The sequence below is a fragment of the Enterobacter sp. Taxon_8 genome, assembly GCF_058354585.1.
Map to the genome: position 1 here is coordinate 1,948,970 of NZ_CM177989.1, position 16,476 is coordinate 1,965,445.

Consider the following 16,476-nt stretch of genomic DNA (forward strand, 5'->3'; position numbering starts at 1 on the left):
TAAATTGCCAACGGAGTAGGGGGAAGGAGGTGGGAGTAGCCAGGAACCGTCAGTGCCGTGAAAAACCACGTCTTTTTTACCGAATTAGCCTACTCACTAAGGGTGAGACCTTATTTTGCGCCGCAAATCCTCCCACTTTTCCTTTGATTTATATCAACTTACCGCCGCCCTAAAACCCTAATGTTTGCAGCATCATTCGAGAATCAGAGGTGTCTATGAGTCACTCATCCGCTCCCGAAAGGGAAAATGGTGCCGTTATTACAGACTGGCGTCCAGAGGATCCGGCGTTCTGGCAACAGCGCGGCCATCGTGTAGCAAGCCGGAATCTTTGGATTTCCGTGCCGTGTTTGTTATTGGCGTTTTGCGTATGGATGTTGTTTAGCGCGGTGGCGGTAAACCTGCCGAAAGTGGGTTTTACGTTTACGACCGATCAGCTGTTTATGCTGACCGCGCTGCCGTCGCTGTCAGGCGCGCTGCTGCGTGTGCCTTACGCGTTTATGGTGCCGGTCTTTGGCGGCCGTCGCTGGACGGCATTCAGTACGGGCATCATGATCGTCCCCTGCGTCTGGCTCGGCTTCGCGGTGCAGGATACCTCTACGCCGTTCAGCGTGTTCGTGATTATCTCCCTGCTGTGCGGTTTTGCGGGTGCGAACTTCGCCTCCAGCATGGCAAACATCAGCTTCTTCTTCCCGAAAGCGAAGCAGGGCGGCGCGCTGGGTATTAACGGCGGTCTGGGCAATATGGGCGTGAGCGTGATGCAGCTGATTGCCCCGCTGGCGATCTCTGTTTCTATTTTTGCGGCCTTTGGCGGCGGTGGCGTTGAGCAGGCGGATGGTTCTTCCCTCTATCTGCAGAACGCCGCCTGGATCTGGGTACCTTTCCTGGTGGTCTTCACCCTCGCAGCCTGGTTCTTTATGAACGACCTGTCCGCGTCGAAGGCGTCGCTGAGCGAACAGCTGCCGGTGCTGAAGCGTGGACACCTCTGGGTGATGGCGCTGCTGTATCTGGCCACCTTCGGTTCGTTTATCGGCTTCTCGGCGGGCTTCGCAATGCTATCGAAAACGCAGTTCCCGGAGATTCAGATCCTGCACTTTGCCTTCTTCGGGCCGTTTATTGGTGCCCTTGCACGTTCGCTGGGCGGCATGGTCTCTGACCGCCTGGGCGGTACCCGCGTGACGCTGGTTAACTTCGTGGTGATGGCGGTCTTCTGCGCGCTGCTGTTCCTCACGCTGCCGGCCGACGGGCAGGGCGGTAACTTCATCGCCTTCTTCGGTGTGTTTATGGTGCTGTTCCTGACGGCTGGGCTGGGGAGTGCGTCCACCTTCCAGATGATCTCCGTGATCTTCCGTAAGCTGACGATGGATCGCGTGAAGGCGCAGGGCGGGAGCGAAGAGCAGGCAATGCGCGAAGCGGCGACGGATACGGCTGCGGCGCTGGGCTTTATCTCAGCCATCGGCGCGATTGGCGGCTTCTTTATCCCGAAAGCGTTCGGTATCTCTTTGGATCTGACCGGCTCTCCGGCTGGCGCCATGAAAGTTTTCCTCGTCTTCTATATCGCCTGCGTTGTGATTACGTGGCTGGTATATGGCCGAAATACCAAGAAAAATAAGTAAGTGTGATTATCCGTTTACGCGGCCTTCGGGCCGCGTTTTTTTTTGCCTGAATAATAGTTACAACATACTTACGGCTTTTACGGCGGACGCCTGCGGTGACACTGCGATCGCCATCGCTTTGCAGGTGGGTCTACCCCTTAATACCTGAGATGTTAAATTTCGACTGGCTTTTTGTACGATGAAATAAAATTAACCTTGTATTTCATATTGATATGGATTTTTTGAAGATACCGCTTTGGTGGTATTCGGTGTAACCCCTCGCCTGAGAGTCCCTCCTCGTCTTGATCGTTATCAATTCTCCCCCTCTTTCAGGGCGTTACCTTCGCTGCAAATCAGCAATGTCGATTTAGAGAGCCACAGGCTCCATACAGGAGATACCCGATGAGCAAATTTTTGGACCGGTTTCGCTACTTCAAACAGAAGGGTGAAACTTTTGCCGATGGGCACGGCCAGGTTCTGGATACCAACCGGGACTGGGAAGACGGTTACCGTCAGCGCTGGCAGCATGACAAAGTCGTCCGTTCGACCCACGGCGTGAACTGTACTGGCTCATGCAGCTGGAAGATTTTCGTTAAAAATGGTCTGGTGACCTGGGAAATGCAGCAGACCGACTATCCGCGCACCCGCCCGGATATGCCAAACCATGAACCGCGCGGCTGCCCGCGTGGCGCCAGCTACTCCTGGTATCTCTACAGCGCTAACCGTCTGAAATATCCGCTGATGCGCAAGCGTCTGATGAAAATGTGGCGTGAAGCGAAAGCGCAGCACAGCGATCCGGTTGATGCCTGGGCCTCCATCATTGAAGACGCGGATAAAGCGAAAAGCTTCAAGCAGGCTCGCGGCCGCGGCGGCTTTGTGCGTTCCTCATGGAAAGAAGTGAACGAGCTGATTGCCGCCTCCAACGTCTACACCGTGAAAACCTACGGTCCTGACCGCGTGGCGGGCTTCTCGCCAATCCCGGCGATGTCGATGGTCTCTTACGCTTCCGGCGCGCGCTATCTGTCACTTATCGGCGGTACCTGCCTGAGCTTCTACGACTGGTACTGCGACCTGCCGCCAGCGTCTCCGCAGACCTGGGGCGAACAGACCGACGTGCCGGAGTCCGCCGACTGGTACAACTCCAGCTACATCATCGCCTGGGGCTCTAACGTGCCGCAGACGCGTACGCCGGATGCGCACTTCTTTACCGAAGTCCGTTACAAAGGCACTAAAACCGTGGCGGTAACCCCTGACTACGCGGAAATCGCCAAGCTCTGCGATCTGTGGCTGGCACCGAAACAGGGTACCGATGCCGCGATGGCGATGGCGATGGGCCACGTCATGCTGCGCGAATTCCATCTTGATAAGCCAAGCCAGTACTTCACCGACTACGTCCGCCGCTACACCGACATGCCAATGCTGGTCATGCTGGAAGAGCGTGACGGCTACTATGCCGCAGGGCGTACGCTGCGTGCTGCCGATCTGGTGGACGCGCTGGGTCAGGAAAATAACCCAGAGTGGAAAACCGTTGCCTATAACAGCAACGGCGAGCTGGTGGCGCCAAACGGCTCTATCGGCTTCCGCTGGGGCGAGAAGGGCAAGTGGAACCTTGAGCAACGTAACGGCACCACCGGCGAAGAGACTGAGCTGCGCCTCAGCATGCTGGGTAGCCAGGACGAGATCGCCGAGGTCGGGTTCCCGTACTTCGGCGGCGAAGGTTCCGAGCACTTCAACAAGGTTGAACTGAAAAACGTACTGATGCACAAGCTGCCGGTGAAACGCCTGCAGCTTGCCGACGGCTCTACCGCGCTGGTCACCACCGTCTATGACCTGACCATGGCGAACTACGGTCTGGAGCGCGGCCTGGGCGATGAAAACTGCGCAACCGGCTATGACGACGTGAAGGCCTACACCCCGGCCTGGGCGGAACAGATCACCGGAGTTCCTCGCGCGCACATTACCCGTATCGCACGCGAGTTCGCAGAAAACGCGGACAAAACGCACGGCCGTTCGATGATCATCGTCGGTGCCGGTCTGAACCACTGGTATCACCTCGATATGAACTACCGTGGCCTGATCAACATGCTGATCTTCTGCGGCTGCGTCGGTCAGAGCGGCGGCGGCTGGGCGCACTACGTTGGCCAGGAGAAACTGCGTCCGCAGACTGGCTGGCAGCCGCTGGCGTTTGCCCTCGACTGGCAGCGTCCTGCACGCCACATGAACAGCACCTCTTACTTCTATAACCACTCCAGCCAGTGGCGCTACGAGACGGTCACCGCGCAGGAACTGCTCTCGCCGATGGCGGATAAATCCCGCTACAGCGGCCACCTTATTGACTTCAACGTGCGTGCTGAACGCATGGGCTGGCTGCCGTCGGCACCGCAGCTGGGCACTAACCCGCTGCGCATTGCGGAAGCGGCGAAGCAGGCGGGTATGTCACCGGTGGATTACACCGTGCAATCGCTGAAGGATGGCTCAATCCGCTTCGCGGCGGAACAGCCGGAGAACGGTAAAAACCACCCGCGCAACCTGTTCATCTGGCGCTCCAACCTGCTGGGCTCGTCCGGTAAAGGCCACGAGTACATGCTGAAGTACCTGCTCGGTACTGAAAACGGTATCCAGGGGAAAGATCTCGGCAAGCAGGGCGGCGTGAAGCCGGAAGAGGTGGAGTGGAAAGACAACGGTCTCGACGGCAAGCTGGATCTGGTGGTGACCCTCGACTTCCGTCTGTCCAGCACCTGCCTGTACTCCGACATCGTGCTGCCAACCGCGACCTGGTACGAAAAAGACGACATGAATACCTCGGATATGCATCCGTTTATTCATCCGCTGTCTGCCGCCGTTGACCCGGCGTGGGAATCGAAAAGCGACTGGGAGATCTACAAAGACATCGCGAAGAAATTCTCCGAAGTCTGCGTAGGTCACCTGGGCAAAGAGACCGACGTGGTGACGCTGCCAATCCAGCACGACTCTGCCGCCGAACTGGCGCAGCCGCTGGACGTGAAGGACTGGAAAAAAGGCGAATGCGACCTGATCCCGGGCGTGACCGCGCCGCACATTATTCCGGTTGAACGTGACTACCCGGCAACGTACGAGCGCTTTACCTCTATCGGCCCACTGATGGAGAAAATCGGTAACGGCGGGAAAGGGATCGCCTGGAACACCCAGAGCGAAATGGACCTGCTGCGCAAGCTCAACTACACCAAAGCGGACGGCCCGGCGAAAGGCCAGCCAATGCTCAATACGGCAATTGATGCGGCGGAGATGATCCTGACCCTGGCACCGGAAACCAACGGCCACGTTGCCGTGAAGGCCTGGGCGGCACTGAGCGAGTTCACCGGTCGCGACCATACGCACCTGGCGACGAATAAAGAGGAAGAGAAAATCCGCTTCCGCGATATTCAGGCCCAGCCGCGCAAGATTATCTCCAGCCCGACCTGGTCAGGCCTGGAAGATGAGCACGTGTCCTATAACGCGGGTTATACCAACGTTCACGAGCTGATCCCATGGCGCACCCTGTCAGGCCGTCAGTCGCTGTATCAGGATCACCAGTGGATGCGCGACTTCGGTGAAAGCCTGCTGGTTTACCGCCCGCCAATCGACACCCGCTCCGTGAAAGCGGTGATGGGCGCGAAATCGAACGGTAACCCTGAGAAGGCGCTGAACTTCCTGACGCCGCATCAGAAGTGGGGTATCCACTCCACCTACAGCGACAACCTGCTGATGCTGACCCTGTCGCGCGGCGGTCCGATTGTCTGGATGAGCGAAACGGACGCCAAAGACCTGGGTATTGAAGATAACGACTGGATCGAAGTGTTCAACAGCAACGGTGCCCTGACGGCGCGTGCGGTGGTGAGCCAGCGCGTACCGGCCGGGATGACCATGATGTACCACGCGCAGGAACGTATCGTTAACCTGCCGGGGTCAGAAATTACCGAGCAGCGCGGCGGGATCCACAACTCCGTGACCCGCATTACGCCTAAGCCGACCCACATGATCGGTGGTTATGCACAGCTGGCCTACGGCTTTAACTACTACGGCACCGTAGGATCGAACCGCGATGAGTTCGTGGTGGTACGTAAGATGAAGAACATTAACTGGTTAGACGGCGAAGGTAATGACCAGGTACAGGAGAGCGTAAAATGAAAATTCGTTCACAAGTCGGCATGGTGCTGAATCTGGATAAATGCATCGGCTGCCATACCTGCTCGGTCACCTGTAAAAACGTCTGGACCAGCCGCGAAGGTATGGAATACGCCTGGTTCAACAACGTGGAAAGTAAACCGGGCACCGGCTTCCCGACCGACTGGGAAAACCAGGAGAAGTGGAAGGGCGGCTGGATCCGTAAAATCAACGGCAAGCTGCAGCCGCGCATGGGCAACCGCGCTTGGCTTCTGGGAAAAATCTTCGCCAACCCGCACCTGCCGGGCATCGACGATTACTACGAGCCGTTTGATTACGACTACCAGAACCTGCACAACGCGCCGGAAAGCAAACACCAGCCGATTGCCCGTCCTCGCTCGCTGATCACCGGTCAGCGCATGGACAAGATCACCAGCGGTCCAAACTGGGAAGAGATTCTGGGCGGCGAGTTCGAGAAACGCGCCAAAGACCAGAACTTCGAGAATATGCAGAAGGCGATGTACGGCCAGTTCGAAAACACCTTCATGATGTATCTGCCGCGCCTGTGCGAGCACTGCCTCAACCCGGCGTGCGTGGCGACCTGCCCGAGCGGCGCGATCTACAAGCGTGAAGAAGACGGTATCGTGCTGATCGACCAGGACAAGTGTCGCGGCTGGCGTATGTGCATCACCGGCTGCCCGTACAAAAAGATCTACTTCAACTGGAAGAGCGGCAAGTCAGAGAAGTGCATCTTCTGCTACCCGCGTATTGAAGCCGGGATGCCAACCGTCTGTTCCGAAAGCTGCGTAGGCCGTATTCGCTACCTCGGCGTGCTGCTGTACGACGCGGACGCGATTGAAAACGCCGCGAGCACCGAGAACGAGAAAGATCTGTATCAGCGTCAGCTGGACGTGTTCCTCGATCCGAACGATCCGAAGGTCATTGAGCAGGCCCTGAAGGACGGCATTCCGCAGAGCGTGATTGACGCGGCGCAGCAGTCTCCGGTGTACAAAATGGCGATGGACTGGAAGCTGGCCCTGCCGCTGCATCCGGAATACCGCACCTTGCCGATGGTCTGGTACGTGCCGCCGCTGTCGCCGATTCAGTCTGCGGCTGACGCGGGCGAACTGGGCAGTAACGGCATTCTGCCGGACGTGGAAAGCCTGCGTATCCCGGTTCAGTACCTGGCCAACCTGCTGACCGCCGGTGATACCCAGCCGGTACTGCTGGCGCTGAAGCGTATGCTGGCAATGCGCCACTTCAAGCGTGCCGAAACCGTGGATGGCGTAACCGATACCCGCGCGCTGGAAGAGGTCGGCCTGACCGAAGCGCAGGCGCAGGAGATGTACCGCTATCTGGCGATTGCCAACTACGAAGACCGTTTCGTGGTGCCGAGCAGCCACCGAGAGCTGGCCCGCGAAGCCTTCCCGGAAAAAAATGGCTGTGGCTTTACATTTGGCGACGGTTGCCACGGGTCAGACAGTAAATTCAACCTGTTCAACAGCCGCCGCATCGACGCCATGGATGTGACCAGTAAAACGGAGCCGCACTCATGATTGAACTTGTCATTGTTTCGCGTCTGCTCGAGTACCCGGATGCTGCGCTTGCGCAGCATCAGCAGGAGCTCTTTGACGCGCTCGCGTCATCTGAAAACCTGGATAAAGACGATGCCCAGCGGCTTGGCGTTTTCCTCCGCGATCTGCTGGCGCGCGACCTTCTGGATGCCCAGGCGGACTACAGCCAGCTGTTTGATCGGGGGCGCGCAACCTCGTTGCTGCTGTTTGAACACGTTCACGGTGAATCCCGCGACCGCGGTCAGGCGATGGTGGACCTGATGGCCCAGTACGAACAGCACGGCCTGCAGCTCGACAGCCGCGAGCTGCCGGACCATCTGCCGCTCTATCTGGAGTATCTGGCGCAGCTGCCGAAAGAGGAGGCGCTGGGTGGTCTGCAGGACATCGCGCCGATCCTGGCGCTGCTCGGCGCGCGCCTTCAGCAGCGCGAGAGCCGCTATGCGGTGCTGTTCGATCTGCTGGTGAAGCTGGCCAACGCCTCGGTCGACAGTGAAAAAGTGGCGGAGAAAATCGCGGATGAAGCACGGGACGATACTCCACAAGCGCTGGATGCGGTCTGGGAAGAAGAGCAGGTGAAATTCTTTGCTGACCAGAACTGCGGCGAGTCTGAAATCTCCGCCCACCAGCGTCGCTTTGCCGGCGCGGTTGCCCCGCAATATTTGAATATCTCTAACGGAGGACGGCACTAATGCACTTCCTGAATATGTTCTTCTTTGACATTTACCCGTATATCGCGGGCACCGTGTTCCTGGTGGGAAGCTGGCTGCGCTACGACTACGGCCAGTACACCTGGCGTGCGGCCTCCAGCCAGATGCTGGATCGTAAAGGGATGCATGTGGGCTCTAACCTGTTCCACATCGGTATTCTGGGCATTTTTGCCGGTCACTTCCTGGGGATGCTGACGCCGCACTGGATGTATGAAGCATGGCTACCGATTGAGGTGAAGCAGAAGATGGCGATGATCGCCGGCGGTGCCTGCGGGGTGATGACCTTAGTCGGTGGCCTGCTGCTGCTGAAACGTCGCCTGTTCAGCCCGCGCGTCCGTGCGACCACGACCGCCGCGGATATTCTGATCCTCTCCCTGCTGATGGTGCAGTGTGCGCTGGGCCTGCTGACCATTCCGTTCTCGGCACAGCATATGGACGGCAGCGAAATGATGAAGCTGGTCGGCTGGGCGCAGTCCGTGGTGACCTTCCACGGCGGAGCGTCTGAGCACCTGGACGGCGTGGCGTTTATCTTCCGCGTTCACCTGGTGCTGGGAATGACGCTGTTTGTGCTGTTCCCGTTCTCCCGCCTGGTCCACATCTGGAGCGCGCCGGTAGAGTACCTGACGCGCAAATACCAGATTGTGCGCGCCCGTCGCTAATTCGCCGTTTTGATGCCAACCCCGCACTCGCGGGGTTTTTTTTCGCCCCAGCCCAGGTTGTTGCCCGCTGCAGCAAAAAGGATCAGCGCGCCGCCCGCCAGCTGCGTCAGGTTCAGCGAGTGTCCGAACACCAGATTATCGACAACGATCGCCACCACCGGATAGATAAACGACAGGGAGCCGGTAATGGGCGTAGGCAGCTTCTGGATCGCGCTGTAGAGCAACTGGTACATAATGCCGGTATGGACGATGCCCAGCGTCAGCAGGGTAGGCCAGGGAAAATCACCTGAAAATGACGGCATGCTGGCAAACGGCAAAAGCATCACGACGCCCGTCAGCACCTGGATAAAGGCAATATGCTGCGGCGCGATTGTTTTCAGCTTGCGCGCAATGATTGCCGTCAGCGCGTAGAAGAAGGCCGCGGCCATTGCCAGGCCGATTCCGGCGAGCCATTCACTGCCATGCGCGCCGGTCAGCTCGCTGGAGAGCAAGATCACCACGCCGCCAAAGGCGAGGAACAACCAGCCCCATTTCACCAGGCTGACGCGCTCGCCTAAAAACATCCCCATCAGGACCAGCATAAACGGCTGGGTGTTATAGACCACGGTCGAAAGACCAATCGAGATCCGTTCATAGGCCGCGAAGAGCAGCAGCCAGTTCACCACGAGCGCTACGCCGCCGAGCATAGCCAGCATCAGCGAGGTGCGGGTGAGGGGGCTAAAGGGCTTTTGACTCACCCGGATAAAAATAAAAAGCGCCATTGCCCCGATAAGACAGCGCCAGAACACCACTTCCGTCACCGGCAGGCCGCTGAGCAAAACAAACGCACCGATAGAGCCGGAAATTAACATCGCCAGGCTCATTTGCCAGACGCCTTTATGTAAATCACGCATCATCCACCTCCTGAGTAATGACGTTATTGTCGAAAATCGCTGTCGGGTTTTACAGGGATGAGATAAGGTGAAATGCAGTAATGGCTTTTTAAAATTAGGTGAAAGCGATGGATTACCTTCTTGATGATATCGACCGACAAATTTTAGCCTGCCTGGTTGAGGATGCGCGCATGTCGTTGAAGGTGCTCAGCGGCCGCATCGGTCTGACGTCTCCCAGCACGGCAGAACGTCTTAAAAGGCTGGAAGAGCGCGGTGTGATTGAGGGTTATGGTGCACGGGTGAACCTGGCGGCGCTGGGGTATACGCTGCAGGCGCTGGTACGGGTTCGCCCCTTACCGGGTCTGTTGCATAAGGTGGATAAGTACATTCAGGCGATGCCGGAGTGTATTGAGAGCGACAAGGTGACCGGGGAAGATTGTTTTGTGATTAGGCTGGTGGTGAGGTCAATCGAACAGCTTGATGCGCTGCTGGATGGGCTGGCGGAACATGCCCAGTGTAATACGTCGATTGTGAAAAGTTCACCGGTCAGGCGTCGTTTGCCGCCGATGTAGCCCTTTTTCGCCGGGTGGCGGCTGCGCCTTACCCGGCCTACAGAGGCGGATTCGGTTGAGTGTTTGGTTTTAATATGACTTGGGATGTTGCTGGAAGTGATGGTGGTGGGGGAAGGATTACTCGGCGCGTTGCGCCTCGCCCTTCGGGTCGTTGCCTGCGGCAACGCTTTCTCGCTGCGCTCGAATCGAACCTTAGTCGAAGCTTCTCATCCTTCCCCTTGCGGAAATACATGATGCACGGTGCGAGCAGAATGTTAAGTGTCGTTTGAAAGTGATGGTGGTGGGGGAAGGATTCGAACCTTCGAAGTCGATGACGGCAGATTTACAGTCTGCTCCCTTTGGCCGCTCGGGAACCCCACCAGGGGTAATTCAAATTTTGAGGTCGTGCTGAGAGATGGTGGTGGGGGAAGGATTCGAACCTTCGAAGTCGATGACGGCAGATTTACAGTCTGCTCCCTTTGGCCGCTCGGGAACCCCACCACGGGGTAATGCTTTTTTACTGGCCTGCTTCCTGCTGGAAGCGGGGCGCATCATATCAAATGAGACGCCCCTGTAAAGCATTCCTTTAGGGAAATGAAGCTGTTTGCCTGCTTTTTATCCGTAAAGGCGCAAAGCTAATCAATTCATTTTCCGAAAGATTAAAGAATGATGGTTCTGTTGCCGTAAACGAAGACACGCTGGGCCAGCACCTGATACAGCGCGCGGCTTAACACATTCTTCTCAACGTCACGCCCTGCACGCATCATGTCCTCAGCGGTGTAAGTGTGATCCACATGAATCACGTCCTGCATGATGATGGGACCTTCGTCCAGGTTGTCATTCACGTAGTGGGCTGTCGCGCCAATAATCTTAACGCCACGCTCGTACGCCTGGTGGTATGGACGCGCACCAATAAAGGCCGGCAGGAACGAGTGGTGAATGTTGATGATCTTGTTCGGGAAACGCGCCACGAAAGATGGCGTTAACACGCGCATGTATTTCGCCAGCACCACATAGTCCGGGTTATGCGCTTCAATGGCCTGGGCCATCAAATCGTCGTGTTCTTCACGCGTATGGCCTTCGTGGCTGACCAGCTCGAACGGAATATCAAAGCGTTCGACCAGCGTGCGCAGCGTCTCGTGGTTGCCAATAACGGCAGCAATTTCGACGTCCAGACCGCCGTAGTTTGCTTTCATCAGCAGGTCGCCAAGACAGTGTGCTTCTTTGGTCACCAGGATCACGATGCGGCGTCGACCGGCTGGAGTCAGTTCGCGCACGGAACCCTCCGGAAGCGCGCTGTCCAGATCGGCCAGCAGAGTGGTGTCGTTGAAAATACCTTCCAGTTCGGTACGCATAAAGAAGCGGCCGGTACGGTGGTCAACGAACTCGTTGTTCTGCACGATATTCAGTTCATGTTTATAGCAAATGTTGGTAATTCGTGCGATCAGCCCTTTTTGATCGGGACAGATGGTGCGCAGAACTTTACGTTGTAATGATTGCATCGCCGGGAAATCCTGTTTGTATTTGCGAAGTCTGGGTTGTCAGGCATTACTGCCCGCAACACTTTTTGAATTTTTTACCTGAACCACACGGGCAGGGATCGTTACGACCAAACTGTGGGCGCGTTCCGTCAATATAATACCACTGCCCGCTTTCCTTTAAGAACCGGGAACGTTCGATAATGGCCCCCGGTTTATTATTCTCGTTAAAACGGGCTACAAAGCTGACGTAACCTTCATCAACATGACTGCCAGTTGAGGATTCATAGACGGTGAGGCCGAGCCACTGCGTGTTCGCGAAGCCGGCTTCGATGTCCTTTCTGAATTCGGCAGCGTGGCAGGAGGGATGCCAGGTTTTAATCAGGTAGTCTGCGTCTTTGATCACAAAAGCGGTGTAACGTGAACGCATGAGGTGTGACGGGCCTGGTGCAACCTGATCGCCAGACAGATATCGCTGGCAACATAGGCTATACTCCAGAGCGCTACCACAAGGGCAGAGTTGAGACACGATTCTCTTCCTGGAACAAAAAATAAAGGCGTAAAACGCTTCGGGTAGCACTATGTTAACTGAGCTGTTGCGTTGACGCTATGTCAGGAATCCAGGGGAAGTAAAACAGGGCTAATGAGAAAGGTTAAAATTGGACTGGCGCTGGGCTCAGGTGCAGCCCGGGGATGGTCACACATCGGCGTGATTAATGCCTTAAACAAGATGGGCATTGACGTAGATATTGTCGCAGGATGTTCAATCGGATCGCTTGTCGGATCCGCTTACGCGTGCGGAAAGCTTACGGAACTCGAGACTTGGGTGCGTTCCTTCAGCTACTGGGACGTGCTGCGTCTGATGGACCTCTCCTGGCAGCGTGGTGGACTGTTGCGCGGCGAACGCGTTTTTAACCAGTTCCGCCAGGTTATGCCTCTTGAAGACTTCACTGATTGTCAGATGCCTTTCGGCGCCGTCGCGACGAACCTCAGTACAGGACGCGAACTTTGGCTAACCGAAGGGGATATCCATCTTGCCGTGCGCGCCTCCTGCAGTATGCCGGGGCTCATGGCGCCTGTCCCACACAACGGTTACTGGCTTGTCGATGGCGGCGTCGTTAACCCGGTTCCCATCTCTCTGACCCGTGCAATGGGGGCGGATATCGTAATTGCCGTCGATCTGCAGCACGATGCCCACCTGATGCAACAGGATCTCATGCCGGTCAATCTGCAGAGAGAAGATGCTGAGGGCGAGAAACTTGCCTGGCACGAGCGCCTGCGCGGCAGAATCGGGCGTATGGCCGCGCGACGCTCGGTTACCGCGCCGACGGCGATAGAAATCATGACCACGTCAATACAGGTACTCGAGAATCGCCTTAAACGTAACCGTATGGCAGGCGACCCTCCGGATATCCTTATTCAGCCGTACTGTCCGCAAATCTCTACTCTTGATTTCCATCGGGCTGAGGCCGCCATCGCAGCGGGCTCGTTAGCCGTCGAAAAGAAAATAGACGAATTGTTGCCTTTTGTGCAGACCGCACGTTAAGCACCTTTTTTTGACTACTTCAGCAAAATCTGACAGGCGATAGTGCCGATCGCATGCCACTATTTAGTTACTGTCAGCCAGGGGAGGAACCATGACGCAGCCATTGGCCGGAAAACACATTTTGATTGTTGAAGACGAGCCCGTTTTCCGATCGCTACTGGATTCGTGGTTATCCTCGCTGGGCGCAATGACGTCACTGGCAGAAGATGGCATCGACGCCCTGGAAAAAATGATCGGCATTACGCCCGATTTGATGATTTGCGACATAGCGATGCCGCGCATGAATGGACTGAAGCTGGTTGAACATCTGCGTAACGAAGGTAACCAGACGCCGATTCTGGTGATCTCGGCCACAGAGAATATGGCGGATATTGCCAAAGCATTACGTCTTGGCGTCCAGGATATTCTGCTTAAACCGGTCAAGGATCTGAACCGGCTGCGTGAAACGGTCCTGGCGTGCCTTTATCCCAATATGTTTAATTCCCGGGTAGAGGAAGAGGAACGTCTTTTCCAGGACTGGGATGCCCTGGTGAGTAATCCGCCTGCTGCGGCGAAACTATTGCAAGAGCTCCAGCCGCCTGTACAGCAAACTATTTCACACTGTCGCGTAAATTATCGCCAGCTGGTGGCGGCTGACCAGCCCGGACTGGTGCTGGATATCGCACCTTTATCTGATACCGACCTTGCGTTTTATTCTCTGGATGTCACCCGGGCAGGGGATAACGGTGTATTAGCCGCGTTACTTCTTCGCGCGCTATTTAATGGTTTGTTGCAGGAACAGTTATCGCATCAGGGACAACGGCTACCGGAGTTAGGCAGTTTACTCAAACAAGTAAACCAGCTTTTTCGTCAGGCCAATTTACCCGGACAGTTCCCGCTGCTGGTCGGCTATTACCACAGCGGTTTAAAAAATCTGATCCTCGTCTCAGCAGGTCTCAACGCTTCACTGAATACCGGTGAACATCATATTCAGGTGAGTAACGGCGTGCCGCTTGGGACATTGGGAACGGCTTATCTTAATCAAATTAGCCACCGCTGTTCCTCCTGGCAGTGCCAAATTTGGGGCGCCGGGGGACGGCTACGCTTAATGTTGTCCACGGAATAAGCAATTGGATCTTAATTTTAAGATTGCTTTACCTGTGTTTTACGGGGAGTGCTACTATCGCTGCCCAGATTCATGCGTATTTGTCCTAATTGATCGGCAACGCGTTCTTTTCAGACCCGGACTGCGGGGCGAGGCTGATATACTCAACGCGTTATTTATTGCATAAAAGTTCAAAACTTGAACAGCTCAGGAGAATTTGAATGGCTGCCCTAAATTCGAAAGTCAGAAAGGCCGTTATCCCGGTAGCGGGATTGGGGACCAGGATGTTACCAGCAACTAAGGCGATTCCTAAAGAGATGCTGCCTCTGGTTGATAAGCCATTAATCCAGTATGTCGTTAATGAATGTATCGCAGCCGGCATCACTGAAATTGTGCTGGTTACGCATTCATCTAAAAACTCTATCGAAAACCATTTCGATACAAGCTTTGAACTTGAAGCCATGCTGGAAAAGCGTGTTAAGCGTCAGCTCTTAGAAGAAGTTCAATCTATTTGCCCTCCACACGTCACCATTATGCAGGTTCGTCAGGGCCTGGCTAAAGGTCTGGGCCACGCTGTTATGTGCGCGCATCCTGTTGTAGGTGATGAGCCTGTAGCGGTAATTCTGCCTGACGTAATTCTGGACGAATACGAATCCGATCTTTCTCAGGATAACCTGGCCGAAATGATCAAACGTTTCGACGAAACCGGCAGTAGCCAGATTATGGTTGAGCCTGTTGAAGACGTAACGGCATACGGTGTGGTTGACTGCAAAGGCGTTAACCTTGAGCCGGGCGAAAGTGTGCCAATGGTTGGTGTCGTAGAGAAGCCTAAAGCCGACGTAGCGCCTTCAAACCTTGCCGTTGTAGGTCGCTATGTCCTGAGTGCTGAAATCTGGCCTCTGCTGGCTAAAACGCCTCCAGGCGCGGGTGATGAGATCCAGCTGACGGATGCCATCGATATGCTGATCGAGAAAGAGACCGTTGAGGCCTACCATATGAAAGGTAAGAGCCATGACTGCGGTAATAAGCTCGGTTATATGCAGGCATTTGTTGAATATGGTATCCGCCACAATACCCTTGGTGAAGAATTTAAAACCTGGCTCAAAGAGAGCGTAGGTATTAAGAAATAAGCCACGGTTGTAAATGTTCGAAACCGGTGAGGCATTGCCCACCGGTTTTTTTATGCCCATAACACTCCCAAAAACCTGTCTGAAAGTACAGTCGATGAAATTGCTAAATAATGCTTTATGACAGAGTGTAAGAGGATGTATGCGACAAATTTAGGTTAAAAAAAATCCCGCAATATGCGGGATTTTTCTGAATATGGCTCGATTAATCCTTGATCAGGAAGTCGTCCAGCTGTTTACCCTGCTCATCCATCGCTTTCTTGATTACAGCAGGAGTACGACCCTGGCCAGTCCAGGTTTTAGTTTCGCCGTTCTCGTCAACGTAGCTATATTTAGCAGGACGTGCCGCACGCTTGGCTTTAGTACCGGTTTTAGCGGCAGCCATGCTGTTCAGCAATTCATTTGGATCGATACCATCAGCAATCAGCATTTCACGATATTGCTGCAGTTTACGAGTACGCTCTTCGATTTCAGCCGCAGCAGCGCTTTCTTCTTCACGACGTTCATTAACTACAACTTCTAATTTTTCCAGCATTTCTTCAAGCGTTTCGAGGGTGCATTCTCTTGCCTGCGCACGAAGAGTACGGATGTTGTTCAGAATTTTAAGTGCTTCGCTCATTGTAGTAATCTCAAACTTATAATGGGGGGTGGTTTGTTGACCTAATAATAGAGCCATAAATTCAGTTGTGCAATAGCCAGGAATGTAAGGAATTCAAAAAATACTAAATAAAGGCGCTATTATTAATTACGCTAACTTAAATTTCATCACCCGGCAGTCTCGGTTGTTATCACCGGAAGCTGCTTAACCCGGTCGATTGTGTCTTTTTTTTGTGACATTTCCCGCAGGAATTATAGTTGCGGCGGAGAAATATCAGCCTTTTGTATTAGTTCCCCTCCGTGATGTTAAGACTGAAATAGTTAATAAATAGTGAATTTTAATGAACGGGGATTCCACTATAAAAAGCAGTGTTATGTTTTGCTGAACATATAACATATTGGCCGAGGAGAGGGCGTTTACTACATGTTTTAACGGGTTATTTTCATGAAAAGAAGGTTGTAAACTCCGCGCTGAAACGCTTCCCCTGTGTGCTACATCGCTGATGACCAGACAAAATATGGTACAATGACTCATCGGGAATATTACACATTGATTAGGGTTTTACG

At 54.8% G+C, this 16,476-nt stretch carries 13 protein-coding genes, 2 tRNA genes and 1 other RNA gene; 9 read left to right on the forward strand and 7 right to left on the reverse strand.

All coding sequences use genetic code 11. The features are described 5' to 3' along the window. The first annotated feature begins 215 nt into the window (after window positions 1-215). From AC4IBF_RS09210 to narI, 5 genes are all read left to right on the forward strand, one after another. Window positions 216-1,613, forward strand: a complete 1,398-nt coding sequence (locus tag AC4IBF_RS09210; protein WP_048989619.1) for a NarK family nitrate/nitrite MFS transporter — start codon at window positions 216-218, stop codon at window positions 1,611-1,613. Window positions 1,614-1,994: 381 nt separating this feature from the next. Then, the gene (locus tag AC4IBF_RS09215; protein WP_367896751.1) at window positions 1,995-5,738 is read left to right on the forward strand and encodes a nitrate reductase subunit alpha; all 3,744 of its coding nucleotides are present in this window, start codon (window positions 1,995-1,997) and stop codon (window positions 5,736-5,738) included. Then, window positions 5,735-7,270, forward strand: coding sequence for a nitrate reductase subunit beta (narH, locus tag AC4IBF_RS09220; protein ID WP_115875464.1), 1,536 nt, complete (start codon window positions 5,735-5,737; stop codon window positions 7,268-7,270). Before AC4IBF_RS09215 ends, narH begins: the two co-directional genes overlap by 4 nt. Beyond that, window positions 7,267-7,977 (forward strand): nitrate reductase molybdenum cofactor assembly chaperone, encoded by a 711-nt coding sequence (gene narJ, locus AC4IBF_RS09225; RefSeq protein WP_047741766.1) that lies wholly within the window; start codon window positions 7,267-7,269, stop codon window positions 7,975-7,977. The genes narH and narJ overlap by 4 nt, the downstream gene beginning before the upstream one ends. After that, the gene (narI, locus tag AC4IBF_RS09230; protein ID WP_115875462.1) at window positions 7,977-8,654 is read left to right on the forward strand and encodes a respiratory nitrate reductase subunit gamma; all 678 of its coding nucleotides are present in this window, start codon (window positions 7,977-7,979) and stop codon (window positions 8,652-8,654) included. The genes narJ and narI overlap by 1 nt, the downstream gene beginning before the upstream one ends. Here narI and AC4IBF_RS09235 read toward each other — a convergent pair. Further along, window positions 8,651-9,547 (reverse strand): DMT family transporter, encoded by an 897-nt coding sequence (locus tag AC4IBF_RS09235; protein ID WP_136195016.1) that lies wholly within the window; start codon window positions 9,545-9,547, stop codon window positions 8,651-8,653. The two genes, narI and AC4IBF_RS09235, sit on opposite strands and share 4 nt — an antisense overlap. A 107-nt stretch (window positions 9,548-9,654) precedes the next feature. Between AC4IBF_RS09235 and AC4IBF_RS09240 the strand changes: the two genes are divergently transcribed. Next, window positions 9,655-10,098 carry an Lrp/AsnC family transcriptional regulator gene (locus AC4IBF_RS09240; RefSeq protein ID WP_115876078.1) on the forward strand — a complete coding sequence of 148 codons (444 nt, stop codon included), beginning with the start codon at window positions 9,655-9,657 and terminating at the stop codon, window positions 10,096-10,098. A gap of 100 nt (window positions 10,099-10,198) precedes the next feature. Here the strand turns inward: AC4IBF_RS09240 and AC4IBF_RS09245 are convergent. The 5 genes from AC4IBF_RS09245 to AC4IBF_RS09265 all read right to left on the reverse strand — a co-directional run bounded on the left by AC4IBF_RS09245 (window position 10,199) and on the right by AC4IBF_RS09265 (window position 12,084). Continuing rightward, a non-coding RNA gene (locus AC4IBF_RS09245) (RtT sRNA) lies at window positions 10,199-10,329 on the reverse strand. A 44-nt stretch (window positions 10,330-10,373) separates the two neighbouring features. Further along, a tRNA-Tyr gene (locus AC4IBF_RS09250) sits at window positions 10,374-10,458 on the reverse strand. A gap of 35 nt (window positions 10,459-10,493) precedes the next feature. After that, window positions 10,494-10,578, reverse strand: a tRNA-Tyr gene (locus AC4IBF_RS09255). Window positions 10,579-10,736: 158 nt separating this feature from the next. Next, complete coding sequence (gene purU, locus AC4IBF_RS09260) at window positions 10,737-11,579, reverse strand: formyltetrahydrofolate deformylase (protein WP_023312104.1); 843 nt, start codon at window positions 11,577-11,579, stop codon at window positions 10,737-10,739. Between the two features lie 46 nt (window positions 11,580-11,625). After that, a complete protein-coding gene (locus tag AC4IBF_RS09265) occupies window positions 11,626-12,084 on the reverse strand; it encodes a YchJ family protein (RefSeq protein WP_491463268.1) in 459 nt (152 codons plus the stop codon). 114 nt (window positions 12,085-12,198) lie between these two features. On the opposite strand from AC4IBF_RS09265, the gene rssA reads away from it, so the two are divergent. The 3 genes from rssA (at window position 12,199) to galU (ending at window position 15,315) form a co-directional block, all read left to right on the forward strand. Beyond that, window positions 12,199-13,101, forward strand: a complete 903-nt coding sequence (gene rssA / locus AC4IBF_RS09270) for a patatin-like phospholipase RssA (protein ID WP_133294612.1) — start codon at window positions 12,199-12,201, stop codon at window positions 13,099-13,101. A 91-nt stretch (window positions 13,102-13,192) separates the two neighbouring features. Then, a complete protein-coding gene (gene rssB / locus AC4IBF_RS09275; RefSeq protein ID WP_127731313.1) occupies window positions 13,193-14,206 on the forward strand; it encodes a two-component system response regulator RssB in 1,014 nt (337 codons plus the stop codon). A 200-nt stretch (window positions 14,207-14,406) separates the two neighbouring features. Then, window positions 14,407-15,315, forward strand: a complete 909-nt coding sequence (gene galU, locus AC4IBF_RS09280; protein WP_008502780.1) for a UTP--glucose-1-phosphate uridylyltransferase GalU — start codon at window positions 14,407-14,409, stop codon at window positions 15,313-15,315. Between the two features lie 202 nt (window positions 15,316-15,517). On the opposite strand, the gene hns is transcribed toward galU, so the two are convergent. Beyond that, the gene (gene hns, locus AC4IBF_RS09285) at window positions 15,518-15,931 is read right to left on the reverse strand and encodes a histone-like nucleoid-structuring protein H-NS (RefSeq protein WP_008502781.1); all 414 of its coding nucleotides are present in this window, start codon (window positions 15,929-15,931) and stop codon (window positions 15,518-15,520) included. Window positions 15,932-16,476 lie beyond the last annotated feature (545 nt).

Excerpts from the sequence above, each read along its gene's own strand:
- AC4IBF_RS09210 (WP_048989619.1), top strand. The coding sequence starts at position 216 with ATGAGTCACTCATCCGCTCCCGAAAGGGAAAATGGTGCCGTTATTACA.
- AC4IBF_RS09215 (WP_367896751.1), top strand. The coding sequence starts at position 1,995 with ATGAGCAAATTTTTGGACCGGTTTCGCTACTTCAAACAGAAGGGTGAA.
- narH (WP_115875464.1), top strand. The coding sequence starts at position 5,735 with ATGAAAATTCGTTCACAAGTCGGCATGGTGCTGAATCTGGATAAATGC.
- narJ (WP_047741766.1), top strand. The coding sequence starts at position 7,267 with ATGATTGAACTTGTCATTGTTTCGCGTCTGCTCGAGTACCCGGATGCT.
- narI (WP_115875462.1), top strand. The coding sequence starts at position 7,977 with ATGCACTTCCTGAATATGTTCTTCTTTGACATTTACCCGTATATCGCG.
- AC4IBF_RS09235 (WP_136195016.1), bottom strand. The coding sequence starts at position 9,547 with ATGCGTGATTTACATAAAGGCGTCTGGCAAATGAGCCTGGCGATGTTA.
- AC4IBF_RS09240 (WP_115876078.1), top strand. The coding sequence starts at position 9,655 with ATGGATTACCTTCTTGATGATATCGACCGACAAATTTTAGCCTGCCTG.
- purU (WP_023312104.1), bottom strand. The coding sequence starts at position 11,579 with ATGCAATCATTACAACGTAAAGTTCTGCGCACCATCTGTCCCGATCAA.
- rssA (WP_133294612.1), top strand. The coding sequence starts at position 12,199 with ATGAGAAAGGTTAAAATTGGACTGGCGCTGGGCTCAGGTGCAGCCCGG.
- rssB (WP_127731313.1), top strand. The coding sequence starts at position 13,193 with ATGACGCAGCCATTGGCCGGAAAACACATTTTGATTGTTGAAGACGAG.
- galU (WP_008502780.1), top strand. The coding sequence starts at position 14,407 with ATGGCTGCCCTAAATTCGAAAGTCAGAAAGGCCGTTATCCCGGTAGCG.
- hns (WP_008502781.1), bottom strand. The coding sequence starts at position 15,931 with ATGAGCGAAGCACTTAAAATTCTGAACAACATCCGTACTCTTCGTGCG.